Source organism: Desulfobacula phenolica (genome assembly GCF_900105645.1).
GTDB lineage: Bacteria > Desulfobacterota > Desulfobacteria > Desulfobacterales > Desulfobacteraceae > Desulfobacula > Desulfobacula toluolica.
Window position 1 is genome coordinate 111991 of sequence record NZ_FNLL01000010.1, and the last position, 16838, is coordinate 128828.

11 protein-coding genes are annotated in these 16838 nt (G+C 42.0%); 9 read left to right on the top strand and 2 right to left on the bottom strand.

What is annotated here, in order from left to right; translation table 11 throughout:
• Genes BLT94_RS16245 through BLT94_RS16265 form a run of 5 tightly spaced genes read left to right on the top strand, consistent with a single transcriptional unit; the run spans nt 1 to nt 9400 of the window.
• Nucleotides 1-3447, top strand: a complete 3447-nt coding sequence (locus BLT94_RS16245) for a helicase-related protein (RefSeq protein ID WP_175530381.1) — start codon at nt 1-3, stop codon at nt 3445-3447.
• Nucleotides 3447-5363, top strand: coding sequence for a DUF1998 domain-containing protein (gene drmB / locus BLT94_RS16250; protein WP_092236423.1), 1917 nt, complete (start codon nt 3447-3449; stop codon nt 5361-5363). Before BLT94_RS16245 ends, drmB begins: the two co-directional genes overlap by 1 nt.
• Nucleotides 5364-5371: 8 nt before the next feature.
• Nucleotides 5372-7417, top strand: a complete 2046-nt coding sequence (locus tag BLT94_RS16255; protein ID WP_175530382.1) for an AIPR family protein — start codon at nt 5372-5374, stop codon at nt 7415-7417.
• 2 nt (nt 7418-7419) lie between these two features.
• Nucleotides 7420-9063 carry a DNA cytosine methyltransferase gene (locus tag BLT94_RS16260; RefSeq protein ID WP_092236429.1) on the top strand — a complete coding sequence of 548 codons (1644 nt, stop codon included), beginning with the start codon at nt 7420-7422 and terminating at the stop codon, nt 9061-9063.
• Complete coding sequence (locus BLT94_RS16265) at nt 9029-9400, top strand: very short patch repair endonuclease (protein WP_245743156.1); 372 nt, start codon at nt 9029-9031, stop codon at nt 9398-9400. Before BLT94_RS16260 ends, BLT94_RS16265 begins: the two co-directional genes overlap by 35 nt.
• 1275 nt (nt 9401-10675) lie before the next feature.
• Here the strand turns inward: BLT94_RS16265 and BLT94_RS16270 are convergent.
• Nucleotides 10676-11167 (bottom strand): DUF3795 domain-containing protein, encoded by a 492-nt coding sequence (locus BLT94_RS16270; RefSeq protein ID WP_014959578.1) that lies wholly within the window; start codon nt 11165-11167, stop codon nt 10676-10678.
• Nucleotides 11168-11281: 114 nt separating this feature from the next.
• A complete protein-coding gene (locus tag BLT94_RS16275; protein ID WP_092236435.1) occupies nt 11282-12139 on the bottom strand; it encodes an RNA polymerase sigma factor in 858 nt (285 codons plus the stop codon).
• An 850-nt stretch (nt 12140-12989) separates the two neighbouring features.
• Here BLT94_RS16275 and BLT94_RS16285 point away from each other — a divergent pair.
• From BLT94_RS16285 to BLT94_RS16300, 4 genes are all read left to right on the top strand, one after another.
• Nucleotides 12990-13649 carry a DUF2959 domain-containing protein gene (locus tag BLT94_RS16285; protein ID WP_092236440.1) on the top strand — a complete coding sequence of 220 codons (660 nt, stop codon included), beginning with the start codon at nt 12990-12992 and terminating at the stop codon, nt 13647-13649.
• A 27-nt stretch (nt 13650-13676) separates the two neighbouring features.
• A complete protein-coding gene (gene mtnA / locus BLT94_RS16290) occupies nt 13677-14783 on the top strand; it encodes an S-methyl-5-thioribose-1-phosphate isomerase (RefSeq protein WP_014959575.1) in 1107 nt (368 codons plus the stop codon).
• 99 nt (nt 14784-14882) lie between these two features.
• Nucleotides 14883-15353: a siroheme decarboxylase subunit beta gene (gene ahbB / locus BLT94_RS16295; RefSeq protein ID WP_014959574.1), complete on the top strand. Its 471-nt coding sequence runs from the start codon at nt 14883-14885 to the stop codon at nt 15351-15353.
• Nucleotides 15343-16740, top strand: a complete 1398-nt coding sequence (locus BLT94_RS16300) for a B12-binding domain-containing radical SAM protein (protein WP_014959573.1) — start codon at nt 15343-15345, stop codon at nt 16738-16740. Before ahbB ends, BLT94_RS16300 begins: the two co-directional genes overlap by 11 nt.
• Nucleotides 16741-16838 lie beyond the last annotated feature (98 nt).

Sequence of the window (16838 nt, forward strand, 5' to 3'; positions counted from 1 at the left end):
ATGAATATGAAATCTGAATCTTCTCATATACCGAACCGTGAACGACTGGTTCAATTCCTCAAATCAGAGATTATGGGGCCATGTATTAAAGGAGAAAAACTTGACTGTTCAGGCATCATTCATTTCGAAAATTGGGAAGATGCGTTGAAGCCATGGATACAGAAAGGCACTCGGGATGAAATCATAAAAAGAGAAACTCCAGTCAACCGTTACGGCATAGGAGTGTTATATCCGCCGCGTGTCAGGCATGATGAAATACAGTCTTCTGATATCAGTGCTGATCCCGAGATGGTGGAAGAAGATACCACTGCTGATTCCGTCAAAATGGAAGCCGTTGGGAAATCTGAAAATATAGCAAGCGATTCTGACGATTTCGATCTTTCCCTTACAAATACTGTCCAGCCCTCAAGCATGGGGGTGAGTTTTCTGGCAGAATTACCTGAGAATTCGAAAATCATCATTAATATAAATGCCGGAAGATATCTGCCGGGGCAGGTTGGAATCGGTGAGGTGAACAGGACCTGGTTTTTCAGGGAAGCTGTTTCTCTACCAGGTATTTCATTCAGCAGTGAACAGGTTAAAGGGGGTGGTTCTGGTAAACCTTTCGAAAAATCATATGATAACGGTTTGAAACTGTCTATTGAATGTTTCTCCCGCCCGGATATTTACTCTGATGAAAAAGATCGCCCTGAGAGGCGTTTGATTACAGTCTGTCTTGTTAACAGAACCCGTCGTCAAGCCTCAACCGCATCAATGCAGAGTGAACTGACACTGTTTCAATCCAGTTTCACAGTAACAGTTCAAGACGGCAGAATCCTGCCTTATCCTGAAGGGGAAATGGCGGCAGATATTGAAAATGACAGTGAAAGAGCTTCCTTCAGGCTTCTGTATACTGAAAAAAGAACTTTTGCTGTTGGTCATGGCTGTGCTGCCTGCTGGGATGACAGTTCCGGGGATTTCCCGGAAACGATCACAGCTGATCCTCTTCCCCAGTATGAAATTCCGAGTATAACCCCGGATGCGGTGAACGCGGAAAATCAACCGCTGAGAATATCAATGGAAGTTCTGGCCGGTTTTAAAGAAGGAAGGTCTGATTTGCTGAAGACTTTCATTTCTGAATATCGATCCTGGATCTCTGTGAGAACTGAAGAGATTCAGTCAGTTGAAAGCAGCCTGCAGGAAACAGCGGGTATTCATATGGAAAAGGCAGACATATGTGCCGGACGAATGGAAGATGGACTTGCTTTCCTGATGGAAGATGAAATGGCTGAAAAAGCTTTCTTGCTTGCAAACAAGGCAGTTCTTCTGCAGCAGGCTGTGGGTGGTCAGAAACGCCTCTTCGATTATGACATAAAAGGGCGGAGAAATATTTTCAACCCGCCTTATGAAGAGGTTGGCCTGAAAAAACTTCCAGAGCACATGGGACATTGGCGGGCATTTCAGATTGCTTTTATTTTGATGTCCCTGCGTTCATCAGTACTGGACTGTGAGGAAAGAGATGAAGTTGAATTGATATGGTTTCCAACGGGTGGCGGTAAAACAGAAGCCTATCTGGGGCTGGCCGCATTTGCAATGTTCTACAGGAGATTAAAAGATCCTTCAGATGACGGTGTCCAGGTACTTATGCGCTACACGCTTCGTCTGCTGACGACACAGCAGTTCCAGAGGGCCAGCAGATTGATCTGTGCCATGGAAAAAATACGGCAGGATGAAGGAGGAATGGGAAACCGTCCTTTTTCCATAGGAATCTGGGTTGGAAGTGCAAATACACCCAATAAAAGAGCTGCTGCAAAAACCGCCTTAAAGAAGCTGCAGACCAATCGATACGCTGAAAATCCCTTTATCCTGAGACAGTGCCCATGGTGTGGTGCAGAGATGGGAAAAACGATTATTAAAAATAAGATTCACGTTCCCGGCTATAAAGCAAAAGGAGGTACTGTAGTATTTAAATGTCCTGATAAGAAATGCCTCTTTCATAAAAATCTTCCGATACATGTTATTGATGAAGAGATCTATGAAGCCAGGCCGTCGCTGATTATCGGTACAGTTGATAAATTCGCCATGCTATCATGGGTGCCTGCATCAAGCTCGATTTTCGGGATTGATCTGAACGGAGCCAGAGTAAAGAAACCACCCGGATTGATCATACAGGATGAACTTCATTTGATATCAGGTCCTCTTGGAACAATGGTCGGCTTATATGAAACGATTATTGAAGAATTCTGTACAGGCCGGGAAAATGATAAGGTTTTTAAACCGAAGATTGTATGCTCAACGGCAACGATCCGAAGATACAAGGACCAGGTCAGATCACTGTTTGCCCGTGAGAAAACAAATCTTTTTCCACCATCAGGTCTTGATGCCGGTGATTCTTTTTTTGCAAGATATGCAGTTGATGAAAACGGCATGCTTCTTCCAGGTCGCAGATATATGGGAATTTATGCACCGGGTCTGCCTTCCATGCAGACACTGCAGGTCAGAGTCTATTCAGCATTACTGATGGGAAGCATCCTGTTTGACGGCATCGGTAAAAGAGATCCCTGGTGGACACTGCTTGTTTTCTTCAACAGTATCAGAGAACTGGGAGGTGCTTTATCGCTTTTCCAGACGGATATTCCAGGTGCCTTAAAAGGAATTGCCGCCAGACACGGTTTCAGGGAAAGGCGGTTTTTGAACAGAGTTCTTGAACTGACAAGCAGGATGACAAATGAAGAAGTTCCCAAAGCACTGGAGGAGTTGGCAAAAGAATATTCAGGCAAAGGAGCCCGTTCCATAGATGTCTGCCTTGCTTCGAGCATCATTGAAGTAGGCATTGACGTTGATCGGCTCGCACTGATGTCAATTGTGGGACAGCCGAAAACAATGGCTCAGTATATCCAGGTTTCAGGACGGGTCGGCAGAAAATGGTGGGAACGTCCGGGTCTGGTCACAACACTTTTCAGCAGCAGTAAACCGAGGGACAGATCTCATTTTGAAAAATTTCAGAGCGCACACAGTCAGATGTATGCACAGGTGGAGCCTACCAGTGTCACTCCTTTTGCACCACCCGTAATCGATCGGGCTCTGCATGCACTTTTTGCTGTTTATCTGAGGCTGATGGGGAGCAGAAGTGCATCAGACAGGCCTTCAGATGTTGATCCAGCCCTGTTTGAACAGCTCAGAGAAATTATTGAAAAAAGGGTGAAATTCATTGACGAGAATGAGTATCCTTCGGTAATGAGGAAATTTGAAAAGAGATTGCGGCAGTTTAACAGATGGGAAAGAACTTGGTGGGAAAAACGTCAGGAACAATCTGACAGCCTGCTGCGCAGATATGAAACTTGGGTGACGGAAGATATGGAAAGAACATCTTGGGCGACTCCAACTTCAATGAGAAATGTCGATGCCGAATGCCAGATGGATATAACGACTATGTACATAAGTGATGAAGAAGGAGAAGAGGAATAATGCCCGGACGCGGCCCTTTAAGACAGTCTCAGGTAATAGCCCCTTTTGGACCGGGGGCAATTCATACGGACAGATTCGGCGTTTCACTCATCTGTTGTGGACTTGATCACTGGTTCAGCAAGATTGAAAATGAAACCGATTGTGATGAATTCAAAATAATTGATGAATGGAGAATAAACAGAAGTCTGGGAGTCGATCATCTTAGAAAACCACCGGACTACAGAAATACAATCCCCGGTATAGACGTACCGAATATCGGTATGACCATTCCATTTCTCAGGTTTCCCACATGGCATTACTGCAGCAATTGTGGCCATATGAAAAAAACTTCACTTACCTATCAGGGACTGAAGGATAAAAACATATGTCCGGTCTGTTATACTGAGAAGTCTTTCAAAATACCCCTTGTACAGGTCAGATTTGCAGTCGTCTGTGATCATGGCCACATCCATGATTTCCCCTGGAATGAATGGGCACACCAGGATTTTTCCCCTGACTGCGGTGAGGATAGCCTGCGGCTGGTTGAATATGGTGGAGGGACACTGGATAGTATTGAAGTAATCTGTACGAAGTGTAAAAAAAGAAAAAGACTGGGGGGAATTACATCTGGTGAACTGAAGATAAAAGGGGAACCATTTCAGTGCAACGGCAGGAGACTCTGGCTGCATGACAATGAGGGGATCGGTTGTGGTAGACCTGTAAGAGGTGTTCTCAGAAATTCATCAAATATTTATTTTTCACAAATTTTCAGTTCAATATTCCTACCGAAAATAGATAAAAAAACAGATGTTGAAATTGAAGAAATAACCCGGATTCTCGAAAAACCGGGAATCTCAGATTTAATAGACGTCCTGATTTCCATGGATACACCCATTGAGACCATACTGGAAAAAATCAAAGGGCAGTATGGAAAATATTTTCAGGAATATAATGAAAGACAGGTTTTGTCAGCTCTCCAGGCTTATCTGAATACAGAAAAAGAACCACAGGACTGCGAAGCATCATCAGGCGATTCCTATGACAGAGAATCTTTCCGAAGAGAAGAATACCGTATACTGGCTGAAGAATGGGACATACCATATCTGAATTCAGAAAAGGTTGACCTTGAGAAATACTCTGATGCAGTATCCTTAATTTTTTCAAAAATCATGCTGATCAAGAAAGTGCGGGAAACAAGGGTGTTCACAGGCTTTACCAGACTGGACCCTCCGGAAGACCAGAATTTTTTTGAATTGAGAAGAAGTCTGTGGCTTAATGACCCTGAACCATCAAACTCATGGCTTCCAGCCTCAATTGTTAATGGTGAGGGACTTTTTCTGGAGTTTAACAGAACTACTCTTGTGCAATGGCTTGAAGGGCCTGAAAAAGAAACAATAGGAAATCGCATTTCAAATCTTCGTCGCAATTATGAAAATGCTTCAAGGGAAAGAGGCGGGTTTGGACTTTTCAATGAACTTCATCCGGTTTTTATTCTCATCCACACAGTTTCCCACCTGTTGATGAACCAGCTCACCTTCGAATGTGGATACAGTTCGGCCTCTCTCAGGGAAAGACTTTATTTTTCGACAGATGAATCATCCCCAATGGCTGCACTCCTCATTTACACAGCGGCTGGTGATTCGGAAGGGACCATGGGAGGGCTTGTGCGTATGGGAAAACCCGGCCTGTTTGAGCCTATGCTGAAAGATGCTGTCCGGAAATCGCAATGGTGTTCTGCTGATCCGGTGTGTATGGAACTGGGAGATATGGGTGGTCAGGGACCCTACTCCTGTAACCTTGCAGCCTGCCACAACTGTGCCTTGGTACCGGAAACATCCTGTGAAGAGTTCAACAGATTTCTGGACAGAGGTCTTGTTACGGGAACGGTTGAAAACAGGGCACTTGGATTTTTAAATGTAATTTTTGATCAGGTATGATGATGAATATGAGCAGTAACAACAGCACAGAAGAACTTCTTGAAAGTATCAACCGAGAAATTAAAGATATACTGAAACATTCCGGAGATGAGACTTCATGGGAGGAGCAGTTTGCTGAATTGATGATAGAGCCTCTGACAGAAGCCGGAGAGCTGGATGATGGTGAAATATGCGAATACAAAAGAAGAGAGATCAAAATAAACGGATACAGTTATGGTAATGACATTGATTCCATTGATCTTTTTACCGTTTTTTGCAGCAGGAAATCCCCATCGGCTTCAATCAGTAAAAAGCAGATTCAGGCTGAACTGAATAAAACCCTGAATTTTCTGACCAAGTGCATGACGGAAGGATATTTCAACCTCATTTCGGAAGCTTCACCTGTACTGGATCTTGCCCTTCTTCTGCACGAAAGGCGTAACAAGCTTAAAGAAGTCAGAATCTTTCTATTCACAGACTGCAGATCAAAACCTTTATCCTTCAAGGAACTTGAGAAAGGTGATCTGAAAATTTCTTTCCATGTCTGGGATATTCAGAGGTTCAGCCAGATAATCAGCTCAGGCAGCAAGAGAGAAACCATCGAGATTGATTTCAGGAAAGAATTTGAAACAGCTATCCCCTGCCTGGAGATTAATGACAGCAGCACGGATTACAAAACCATACTGGCGGTATTCCCCGGAGAAATACTGGCAGATCTTTATGAAAAATATAATGCCCGCCTGCTTGAAAGAAATGTCCGAGCTTTTCTCCAGGCCCGAGGTAAAGTCAACAAAGGAATCAGGGCAACTCTCAATACTGAACCGGGTATGTTCCTTGCTTACAATAACGGGATTACCGGAACGGCTGAGAGTATCGTTCTGGAGGACCTTGAAAGTGGTGGAAGGGGGATAACTTATCTCAAGGATTTCCAGATTGTTAATGGCGGACAGACGACTGCATCACTTTTCCATACAAGAAAAAAGGATAAGGCAGAGCTCTCTTCTGCATTTGTTCAGGCAAAATTGTGTATAATCAATGATGAAAAAAAGCTTAACAAAGTTGTTCCGCTTGTATCAAGGTACTCAAACAGTCAGAATAAAGTAAACGATGCAGATTTTTATTCAAACGATCCGTTCCATGTTGAAGTTGAAGAACTGTCACGGACAATCTGGGCACCTGCTGAAAGTGGTACAAACCAGCTTACGCACTGGTTTTATGAACGGTCCAGAGGGCAGTACAATGATGAAAAAGCGAAATTGACACCTGCCCAGAAAAGAACCTTCAACCGTGAGAACCCGACCCGGAAACGGTTTTCGAAAACAGATCTGGCTAAATTCGAAAATACCTGGCTCCAGTTGCCATGGATTGTAAGCCTAGGTGCCCAAAAAAATTTTAGAGATTTTACTGTAAGACTCAGCGAACGAAAAGGATTCAAGGCAAACAAGGAGTATTTCCAGAAACTGGTCGCCAAAGCCATTCTTTTCAAAGAGGCCGAGAAAATTGTTTCCGGTCAGAAATATGGTGGGTACAGAGCCCAGATAGTTACTTATTCTCTATCCTGGCTTTCATTTTTTTCATATCAGAGAATCAACTTGGAAAAAATCTGGAAAAATCAAGGACTCAGTGCTGAATTATCAGAAGGTATCAGAAAAATATCTGAAACAGTCCATGCCCATATCACCAACCCACCCGGCGGAAAAAATATTACTGAATGGTGCAAGAAGAAAGATTGCTGGGAAAATATGAAAGAGCTTGACATCCCCATAAAGCTTTCTGATATAGCTACAGACCAGATTGAATCAAAGGGCTTCCGATCCAGTTCTCCTGAAAAGGGAATTGAGGGGCCGGATGAAAATGATGAGAAACTGATAACGGAGGTCATGAAAACCCCTTCTGAGAAATGGTTTGAGATTGCCCACTGGGCAAAAGAAACCGACAACCTTCAGGCCTGGCAGAGAAGCATATCTTTCAGTATCGGTAGACTGATGGCAAGAGGCTCGAAACCATCCCGGAAACAGGCATTCCAGGGAAATAAAATAGTAGATGAAGTGAGAAAGCTGGGGTTTCCGATCTAATTATGAATAATATTGCTGTTGTTGATCTGTTTGCCGGTCCAGGCGGATTGGGTGAAGGTTTTTCATCTTTACGGGATGAATATGGAAATTCTGTATTCAAAATAGCTCTGTCTATTGAAATGCAGACAGATGCACATAAAACACTTCTGCTGAGGAGCTTTTATAGAAAATTTTCGCAGGATAAAGTACCATCAGAATATTATGATTATCTGAAAGGAAAAATAGACACTCAGGAAACACTTTTCAGTCTTTACCCCGAAGAGGCCGGAAAAGCAAAAAAAGAGGCTTGGTGTGCAAAGCTGGGTTCAAACGGTTCACTGAATCATGCAGTTGATACCCGGATAAGGAAGATAAAAGAAGAAAACGGTGATCGGTGGATTTTAATCGGTGGTCCCCCGTGTCAGGCATACTCTGTCATAGGACGTTCAAGGAATAAGGGAATAAAAGATTATATTCCTGAAAAGGACCCCAAAAACTACTTGTATAAAGAATATCTGAGAATAATTGCAGAACATCTCCCGGCTGTCTTTATTATGGAAAATGTTACGGGTATGCTTTCCGCCAGATTGAACGGTGAGTCAGTTTTTGAAAAAATACTGAGTGATCTGAGAAGCCCGCTGAAAACACTGATGGCTGATGGTAATCAGAATATCGATTCAAACAATGATTATGACATATATCCATTGATTCGGCCTAAGGATGGTGATGCTGCAATACCTGACTTTTCAAATCCAAGAGATTATGTGATTAAGTCGGAGAACTTTGGAATTCCTCAGCGAAGGCACAGAGTTGTATTGTTTGGTGTGAGGAAAAAATATTCATCCGTCAGACCTGATACCCTTAAAGAAAAAAAGAATACGATTGCCGTTATGGATGTAATAAGTGACCTTCCAGAGCTGAGAAGCGGGCTGTCAAGGAATAAAGACTCCATGGAAAAATGGAAAAACCGGGTTCTTCAGCTTGAAAGGAACAAATGGTTCCAGGAATATATGAAAGAAAAGGGAGATGTGCAGAAATGCATGCGGGCTGCTCTGAAAGATATTGAGAACCAGGATAATCTTGAAACCGGGGGGCAGTTTGTACATGGAAAGAGAAACTGTAAACCGGAAAATTCCTGGTGGTACAAGGATGAAAGACTTGACGGTGCCTGCAACCATCAGAGCAGATTGCACATGACAGGCGATCTTCATCGATACATGTATGCTGCATGTTTTTCACGCTGTTTTAGAGTGTCTCCAAAAATTCATGAATTTCCGAAGGAACTGATGCCAAAACACAAAAATGCCAGAACCGGAAAATTCAACGACAGGTTTCGAGTGCAGGTCAGCGATACCCCATCAACTACGATTACAAGTCACATTTCAAAGGACGGGCATTATTTCATTCACCCCGATCCTTCCCAGTGCAGGAGTTTTACCGTAAGAGAAGCTGCACGACTGCAGACCTTCCCGGATAATTATTTTTTCGAGGGAAGCAGAACCCAGCAGTACATACAGGTGGGAAATGCAGTCCCTCCTCTTCTGGCCAGACAGATTGCAGAAATTGTATATCAAGTAATAAAAGAAACGAAAGATTATGGATACCCTGACTCCAGAAAAAAGAAGCTGGAATATGTCTCGCATAAAAAGTCGAGATACGAAGCCTGAGATCCGTTTGCGCTCATTGCTCCATAATTTGGGGTACAGATTCAGGTTACATAGAAAAGATCTCCCGGGCAACCCGGACATAGTGCTGCCGAAATACAGAAAGATTATATTTGTTCATGGCTGTTTCTGGCATCGTCATGAAGGCTGTAAGATGGCATATAAAGTCAAAAGCAATATTGAAAAATGGGAGAGAAAATTTTCTCAAAATATTAGAAGAGATAAAACAAATAAAGAAAAATTAATAGAGCTTGGGTGGGACGTTCATGTTATCTGGGAATGTGAAACTAAAAATGATGAGATATTATTAAGAATAATTAATAAGATATTTCAAAACTGAAAGATGTGTTCATGACATAACTTTCTCGACAGGCTGTTACGGAATGCACAATTTGCAAATTTCATCACAATATATAGTGGTTTATTGAAATAAACATTAGCGTATATGGTAGTTTTGCGAAGACATCTTTAGTCCTGTAACAGCCTGTCGAAATGCAATTTTAAGTGTTCTTGAGAGAAAAGCGGGCTTGTTGCAGTTAAGTATTATGTATTATCCAATTCATAATTATTGCTTGGTCTGTAATTATCAAAAATATTAGTTTTGAGAAGATTTTCTGAGACAGCAAAACCCCCGGACTGTGTATGATTTTTCCCTCCCAATGCTGGATTTAAAACCCCGGACTATTGGCAAAAGTCCGCAGTCTTCTTCTGACAAAAGGTCATGCCACCATGAATCACACGGTCTAAGCCATCCTTTATTTTTTTCAATTCGTTTGCTAAGCTTTATTATTTTATTCCTTTAATATTTTTTCAGCCTGTTCCGTGGTTAAATCCCTGTAATATTCTTCAAGATCAGGACCTGCTGGCCAAATTGTAATTGATTTTTCAAGGCCGATCATTCCAAGATTTTTTTTAACACTCTTGTGATTCTGCTGTTGTAATTCATTTTTGGATTTTCCTTAGTTAAGCAATAGCCTTTCTTCCAAGACTTTTAACCGACCCTCTATCTCTTCAATCTCAAGGATTTTCATTTCTTTTCAGGGGCATTGGCGATGCACACATGGCCGTGCTTTTCCTGGTTTGCCGTCAAAATATGCCTTTCCATAACATTTGCCGGTTCTTTTGCAGCAAGCAGGGCAGGTCCCTATTTCTGGTGTCTTTTTCTTGCGATTATCTGTCCAGGGGATAACCCCTTTTTGATTTGGATCTACCCCGCAGTGGTACCATAATCCTGCTGGGCATTCAGTAAGATCAAAAATCCATTGGTTATTTCTGGTACATACCTGATGAAGTTCTTTCACAGAGAGGAGACGGCAAGGTTGTGTCATTGATAATGATCATTGTGAAACGTACCGGTTTTGGACGCACTTTTTTTCCCATGAAGATTTAAAAAATATTTTAAAAGAAAACCATTTCGGGCTCATTGAATTTTATGAAAATGTTCTGCCTGAAAGTGACACATGGAATGGGCACAATGTGACGTTCTGTATAACTTCAAAAAACACATGAGCCAATAGCTCAGAAGCATCATTTATTTGAATTAAAAAAAGTAAATCCCTTCTTAACCGGAAGGGATTTATATACAGGCTAACAGGATACAATCCCGTCAAAAAAATCAGTCCAGGTCCAATACTTCTTTGCACTTGTTACATTTTACAGCGCCTCGAAAAACCTTATTCCCGCATCCGGGGCAAAAATAACGGGCTTCTTCATCTTCTACCCATTTTTTTGTTCCATATTTTCTTCTGTATGGAACAGACCTTAAAATAACTTTTTTGCCGACAGCCATTGAAAAATTTTCAATGTATTTACATGGAAATTCATCACACTGGTGACATCCGCTATATCCTTTTTCTTTAACACAATCTCTTATTTCACACTGTTTGCAGTGCATGAAAAGATTATCAGACAGGCACCCACTGCATTTAATATCATTTGTTGTAAGATTCCGGCTGTTGGGCAGTGTCCCTTTTCCGGGAACACCTCCTTGGTACAGCTTGACAAGTCTTTCTTTGAATTTTTCGTTGTTGTCGCGATCAGCTATGTGAATTGCACAGACGCCACAGTAAAGTCCGCATGGTGAAACAAAATTCGGATTTATTGTCATACCTTAAAACCTCCCTTTTATACGATTTTTTCCTATTTAAAGTGTATCCTGTTCACAGAATCCAACCATATCCCCGATTTATGATCATTGCAGAGTTTTCCGGTCCATGGCAGTTTATGAGAGCTTGGGATCTGAAATGATTCTGTATAGGTTGTTTTGAAAATTAATTTTAACAACATCAACAAAATCAAAATTTGATGGAGAGATTGATTTGTAAACAGCTGACAACTTCTTCAATTCATCCATTTCCTTCAAATAGCTTCCCAGTTTAGTCGGTATTTCCCCGTCATCTTTTTTTCTTACAAATATTGGTTTTTCAGGATCAATCCAGCCCTTTTCCAGGTAGGCAGGCAAAATATGCTTGCATCGGCAGCGGTTCGAACTATTGAACAAAGCACAATTATTTACCAGAAAGTCTTTAATTCGAGACCTGGCCCTTGACAGTCGCTTCCGATATGCGGCCGGTGTAATATCTAATATCTGCGCTCCCTCTTGACTGCTGACTTCCATCACTACGCCTAATATGAAAGCCAGTCTGTGAGAACGGTCCAGGCACAGCAGCAATGCATGTGTGCAAACGGATCGTGTCTCCGCCTCAAGATAGGGTTCCGGTATTTCCCGAGGTTTTGAAAACCATCCTTTGGCTTCATATCTGTCAAGAATTCCTTCCAGGTTATCAATGTTAGACATTTTTTTTTCTGCATATGATTTGCGAACATTTTTTAATTTATTGACAGCAATTCGCATTGCCCATGCTCTAAAAGGTCCTTTGTGGCGATACCCATGCAAATTGGTAATAATTGTAATCAATATCTCCTGGGCAGTATCTTCGGCATCCTCCGGATTAAACAGCATCCTCAGTGACAGTGAATAAACAGGTTTTTGTATTCGGCGGATTATTTCTTCCAAAGCATTTTTAGATCCCCGGACGGCTTCTGAGACGAGTTGTTCTATTTTTTTATGGTTTTTCATGTTACCTTTTTATCTGTTCAATTATCAGATCCCACATACCAGCCTGATTTTAAAATACCAGGTTGAAGATTATTGGATTCATTTCTTGCCGCTCTAATAATATTGAGCAATTTTTCGACCTGTTGTGACTGAAAAATTTATTTTTAAATAATCTAATTGGATAACGTACTGATTTTTATTAACAAAAAAAATAAAAAAATCATATGGTTTAACCAAATCAGCAAAGATAATTATGTGTAATCTGGATTTTTGAAATACCTTTACACCTTTCATGAATGTTGTTATGGATTTTTCCGACAAAAGTTTCAAAAAATAATGCTGATACAATATCATTCAGATCTGCATGGTATGCTGTCAGGCATATTCAATTATTAAAAAATAATGATGATCCGGCCTGAAGAGTGAACCGGAAAATAAATATAAGGACGAACGGATGACAAATAGTCCAGAGAAAAAAAATAAAGTTTGCAAAATCAAAATTTTTTCAAAACTCTGATAAAAAGCTTACCCGGTTCGGCCTGGGCGGGGAAGGTATTCTTCGGACAACAGGACAAAAAGACCAGGCGCAGGCTTTTATTAAGTAGGCTTATGAACATGTTATCACCTATTTTGATTCAGCTCGGGTATATATGGACAGTGAAATCTTTTACGGGAATTAAATGATTTAAAACAAATTGATTCAAATTTTCGATCAATCGCTAATTCAATGAAAATAAAATACTGATTTAGTAAATGAAATACAAACGGAAAGCAATACAAGAAAAAGATTAATAAAAGCCTGAATTTTTGGTATAAGAATTTTTTAGAATCAGTAACGAATATCAAAAAATCAATGGGAGCGACAACTTAAATGATGAAGCCTGCAAACTTTAAAACCATCACAAAATTTTTTCTGATATGGGCGGTTCTTTTTTTTATATCCGGATGCGGCACGGCCTACTATGCCACCATGGAGAAATTGGGCAAGGAAAAACGGCATATTTTAATTGATAATGTTGAAGATGTTCAGGAAAGTCAGACAAAAGCCAGGGAAGAGTTTAAAGACGCATTGACAAATATCAAGGAACTTTATTCCTTTGACGGCGGAGACCTGGAGGCTTTTTATAATAATCTCAAGGACAGCTATGAAGAGTGCGATTCCAGGGCTGATCAGATTGAAAATCGGATCAACGATGTGGAGCAGGTTGCCGGGGATCTGTTCAAAGAATGGGAACAGGAGATCACACAGATCAATGATGCCAGGCTGAAAAACAGCAGCAAACGATCGCTTCGGGATGCAAAAACAAAATATCAAAAACTTGAAACAATTATGAATACATCCACAAAAAGAATGTACCCGGTTCTGGACAAGCTCAAAGATTATGTTCTTTATCTGAAACACAATCTCAATGCAAAAGCGGTCGGGTCTTTAAGTTCCGAAGTGGTTTCCATTGAAACGGATGTGACAAGGCTTATCAAGGATATGACGGCGTCCATAGAAGAAGCACAAAATTTTATTAAGAATTTTTAAAATCCTATTGCTATTGGAGAGCTTACGATGAAGGTGGATGGAAAAGATATGAGACCTATCTGGTTTGACAAGAAATCTGAAACGGTTCAAGTCATTGACCAGCGATTTTTGCCCCATGAATTGATCATAAAAGATTTGAACACCGTTGATGACACCATCTACGCCATCAAAGAAATGGTGGTCAGAGGCGCTCCTTTGATTGGTGCCACCGGGGCATTGGGGGTGTATATCAGCCTTACCCAGGAAAACAACAAAGGTGCTGATAACGACTACCTGAAGTCGGAATGCAAACGGCTCAAGAATGCCCGGCCCACGGCCATGAATCTTTTCTGGGGGGTTGACCGGGTGTTGTCTGCGGCATTACAGCAAGCCGATTATGGGGCCAGGATAAAGGCAGCATTTGATGAAGCCCTTGCCGTTATTGAGGAAGAGGCAATCAATTGTCAAAAAATCGGTGAGTATGGCCTTAGCATTATTGAAAACATCAGCAAAATGAAAAATGGGGAACCGGTCAATATTCTGACCCACTGCAATGCCGGATGGCTTGCATGCATTGAATATGGCACGGCCACAGCCCCCGTTTATACGGCCTTTGACAATGGCATTGATGTCCATGTCTGGGTGGATGAGACACGGCCCTTAAACCAGGGTTCCCGTCTTACGGCCTGGGAGTTGGGCAAACACGGGGTAAACCATACTGTTATCACGGACAATGCCGGGGGGCATATCATGCAGCACGGCATGGTGGATCTGGTTATCGTGGGAACCGACCGAACCACCCGGGCCGGGGATGTGGCCAATAAAATCGGGACCTACTTAAAAGCCCTTGCCGCCAAAGACAATGACATCCCCTTTTATGTGGCACTTCCATCCTCCACCTTTGACTGGGACATCACGGACGGGATTGCCGACATTCCCATAGAAGAAAGAGATCCCGATGAAATCAGATATGTGCAGGGACTTTGCCATGGAAAAATTAAAAGAGTTCTGATTCCTCCCGAGACCAGTTCGGCTGCAAATCATGCTTTTGATGTGACCCCTGCAAGGCTGGTCACAGGGTTTATCACGGAAAGAGGTGTGTGCCGGGCAACACAACAGGACATCCTGTCTTTGTTTCCTGACAAGAAAAAATAATAATTTAAAAAAATAACAAGATCTTGACAATATGCTGAAAAAAAGTTCACATTGTTTTTTTTATATTAACCTTGAAAAATGAAAGCCATAAAATCGCTTATGCTGACAGATTTGGAAAAAAAAATAATAGCCCTGCTGCAAACCGATATTCCGGTTGTCAAGCGGCCGTTTCTTGAAATGGCCCAACAGATCGGCATCACCGAAGATCAGTTTTTAAGTGTGTTAAAAGATCTCAATGATCAAGGGATGATCCGGCGCTTTGGTGCCACACTAAAGCACCAGAAATCCGGGTTTAAAGCAAATGCCATGGTGGCATGGAAAGTGGACGAAGACCGGGTGGAAAAAACCGGGAATATTATGGCCACATTTCAGGAAATCACCCATTGCTATAGAAGAAATCCCGCTCCAGGATGGAAATACAACCTGTATACCATGGTTCATGCCGCAGATGAAGATGAGTGTTATGCCATTGCCAGAAAGATTTCCAAAGCCACGGGAGAAGATGAGTATGAGTTGCTGTTCAGCAGACAGGAACTTAAAAAAACATCCATGAGATATTTTGAAGACTGATTCCCCCCACATTCTGTGTGTAAACCCCTGGATTCATGATTTTGCCGCCTTTGATTTCTGGGCAAAACCTTTGGGGCTTTTAACCCTTGCCGCCATCATGCGTGAAAAAGGGATAACAGTGAGTTACATTGACTGCCTTGACAGGTTTCATCCCAGGGAACCCAGTCAGATGAAAGTGCTTTGGGACGGCAGGGGGCCGTTTCGGAAAACTCAAATTGATTTGCCCCAGGGGCTTGAAAACACAGGTAAAAAATTTTCCCGCTATGGCATCAAACCCCAATGGTTTAAAGAGGATCTGGAGCAGATAAACAAACCTGATATTATTTTTGTCACTTCCCTGATGACCTATTGGGCTTCAGGGGTTCAGGAGACCATAGAAGCAGTCAAAGAGGTTTATCCTGATATACCGGTTGTTTTGGGGGGAATCTATGCAAGCCTCTGCCATGATCATGCAGCCAAAAACACCTTGGCAGACCTTGTGATAAAAGGCCCTGGCGAGCATCAATTGAAAAATATTATCCAAAAGTTTACAGGGTTTGAACTGGATGCCGGCAATTTGCCTGATGTTAATATACCTGATGTTGAGATATCCGGTGTGTCTGATGTGCCTGGTATATCTAATAGAGTGAATGACCTGGATGACTTGCCCTTTCCTGCTCTTGATCTTCAAAATAAAATTGTCTACGCACCTGTTTTAACATCAAGGGGATGCCCTTTTTCCTGCGAATACTGCGCCTCCTCATACCTGGAGCCAAAGCTTAGGCGACGATCTCCTGAAAATGTGTTCAAAGAGATAGAACACTGGCATTACAGCCATGGGGTTAAAAATTTTGCCTTTTATGATGATGCCCTGCTGGTGAATGCCGGAAAATATGCATTTTTGTTGTTTGAAAAGATCATCGCATCAAAAATGGATCTCTTTTTTCATACCCCCAATGCCCTCCATATCCGGGAAATTACAAGAAAGGCTGCGGATTTAATGTTTGAAGCCGGTTTTAAAACCATCCGCCTGGGTCTTGAAACCACTGATTTCTCAGCAGACCGAAGCCATGATGTAAAAGTTGCGGAAAATGAATTTTTTAATGCAATTGCCCATCTCAAGGCTGCCGGTTTTGAGGAAAAACAGATCGGGGCCTATTTGCTGTGCGGTTTGCCCGGACAAAATCTGGATGATGTGGAAGCCTCTGTTCAGGTTGTCAAACATGCTGGGATAATTCCTGTGCTTGCCTACTATACTCCCATTCCCCACACCCCCATGTGGTCGGATGCAGTCAAACAATCAAAATTTAATCTTTTGGAACATCCTGTTTTTACTAATAATACGCTTTTTCCCTGCGTAAATTCAAGCCGTGATCTTGCGCGTATTTCCCAATTGAAAAATTCATAGATTTAAGATATAACCCTCCTGGTTTGTTAGGATTTTGTTGGAGTTTTGTTAGCAACAATAGTTGTAACTGCCACGGGCACTGCCTGACAGTGTATCCG

Coding starts and splice junctions, on each gene's coding strand:
- BLT94_RS16275 (WP_092236435.1), bottom strand. CDS start 12,139: ATGAAAAACCATAAAAAAATAGAACAACTCGTCTCAGAAGCCGTCCGG.
- BLT94_RS16255 (WP_175530382.1), top strand. CDS start 5,372: ATGAGCAGTAACAACAGCACAGAAGAACTTCTTGAAAGTATCAACCGA.
- BLT94_RS16265 (WP_245743156.1), top strand. CDS start 9,029: ATGTCTCGCATAAAAAGTCGAGATACGAAGCCTGAGATCCGTTTGCGC.
- BLT94_RS16245 (WP_175530381.1), top strand. CDS start 1: ATGAATATGAAATCTGAATCTTCTCATATACCGAACCGTGAACGACTG.
- BLT94_RS16270 (WP_014959578.1), bottom strand. CDS start 11,167: ATGACAATAAATCCGAATTTTGTTTCACCATGCGGACTTTACTGTGGC.
- ahbB (WP_014959574.1), top strand. CDS start 14,883: ATGCTGACAGATTTGGAAAAAAAAATAATAGCCCTGCTGCAAACCGAT.
- BLT94_RS16260 (WP_092236429.1), top strand. CDS start 7,420: ATGAATAATATTGCTGTTGTTGATCTGTTTGCCGGTCCAGGCGGATTG.
- drmB (WP_092236423.1), top strand. CDS start 3,447: ATGCCCGGACGCGGCCCTTTAAGACAGTCTCAGGTAATAGCCCCTTTT.
- BLT94_RS16285 (WP_092236440.1), top strand. CDS start 12,990: ATGATGAAGCCTGCAAACTTTAAAACCATCACAAAATTTTTTCTGATA.
- mtnA (WP_014959575.1), top strand. CDS start 13,677: ATGAAGGTGGATGGAAAAGATATGAGACCTATCTGGTTTGACAAGAAA.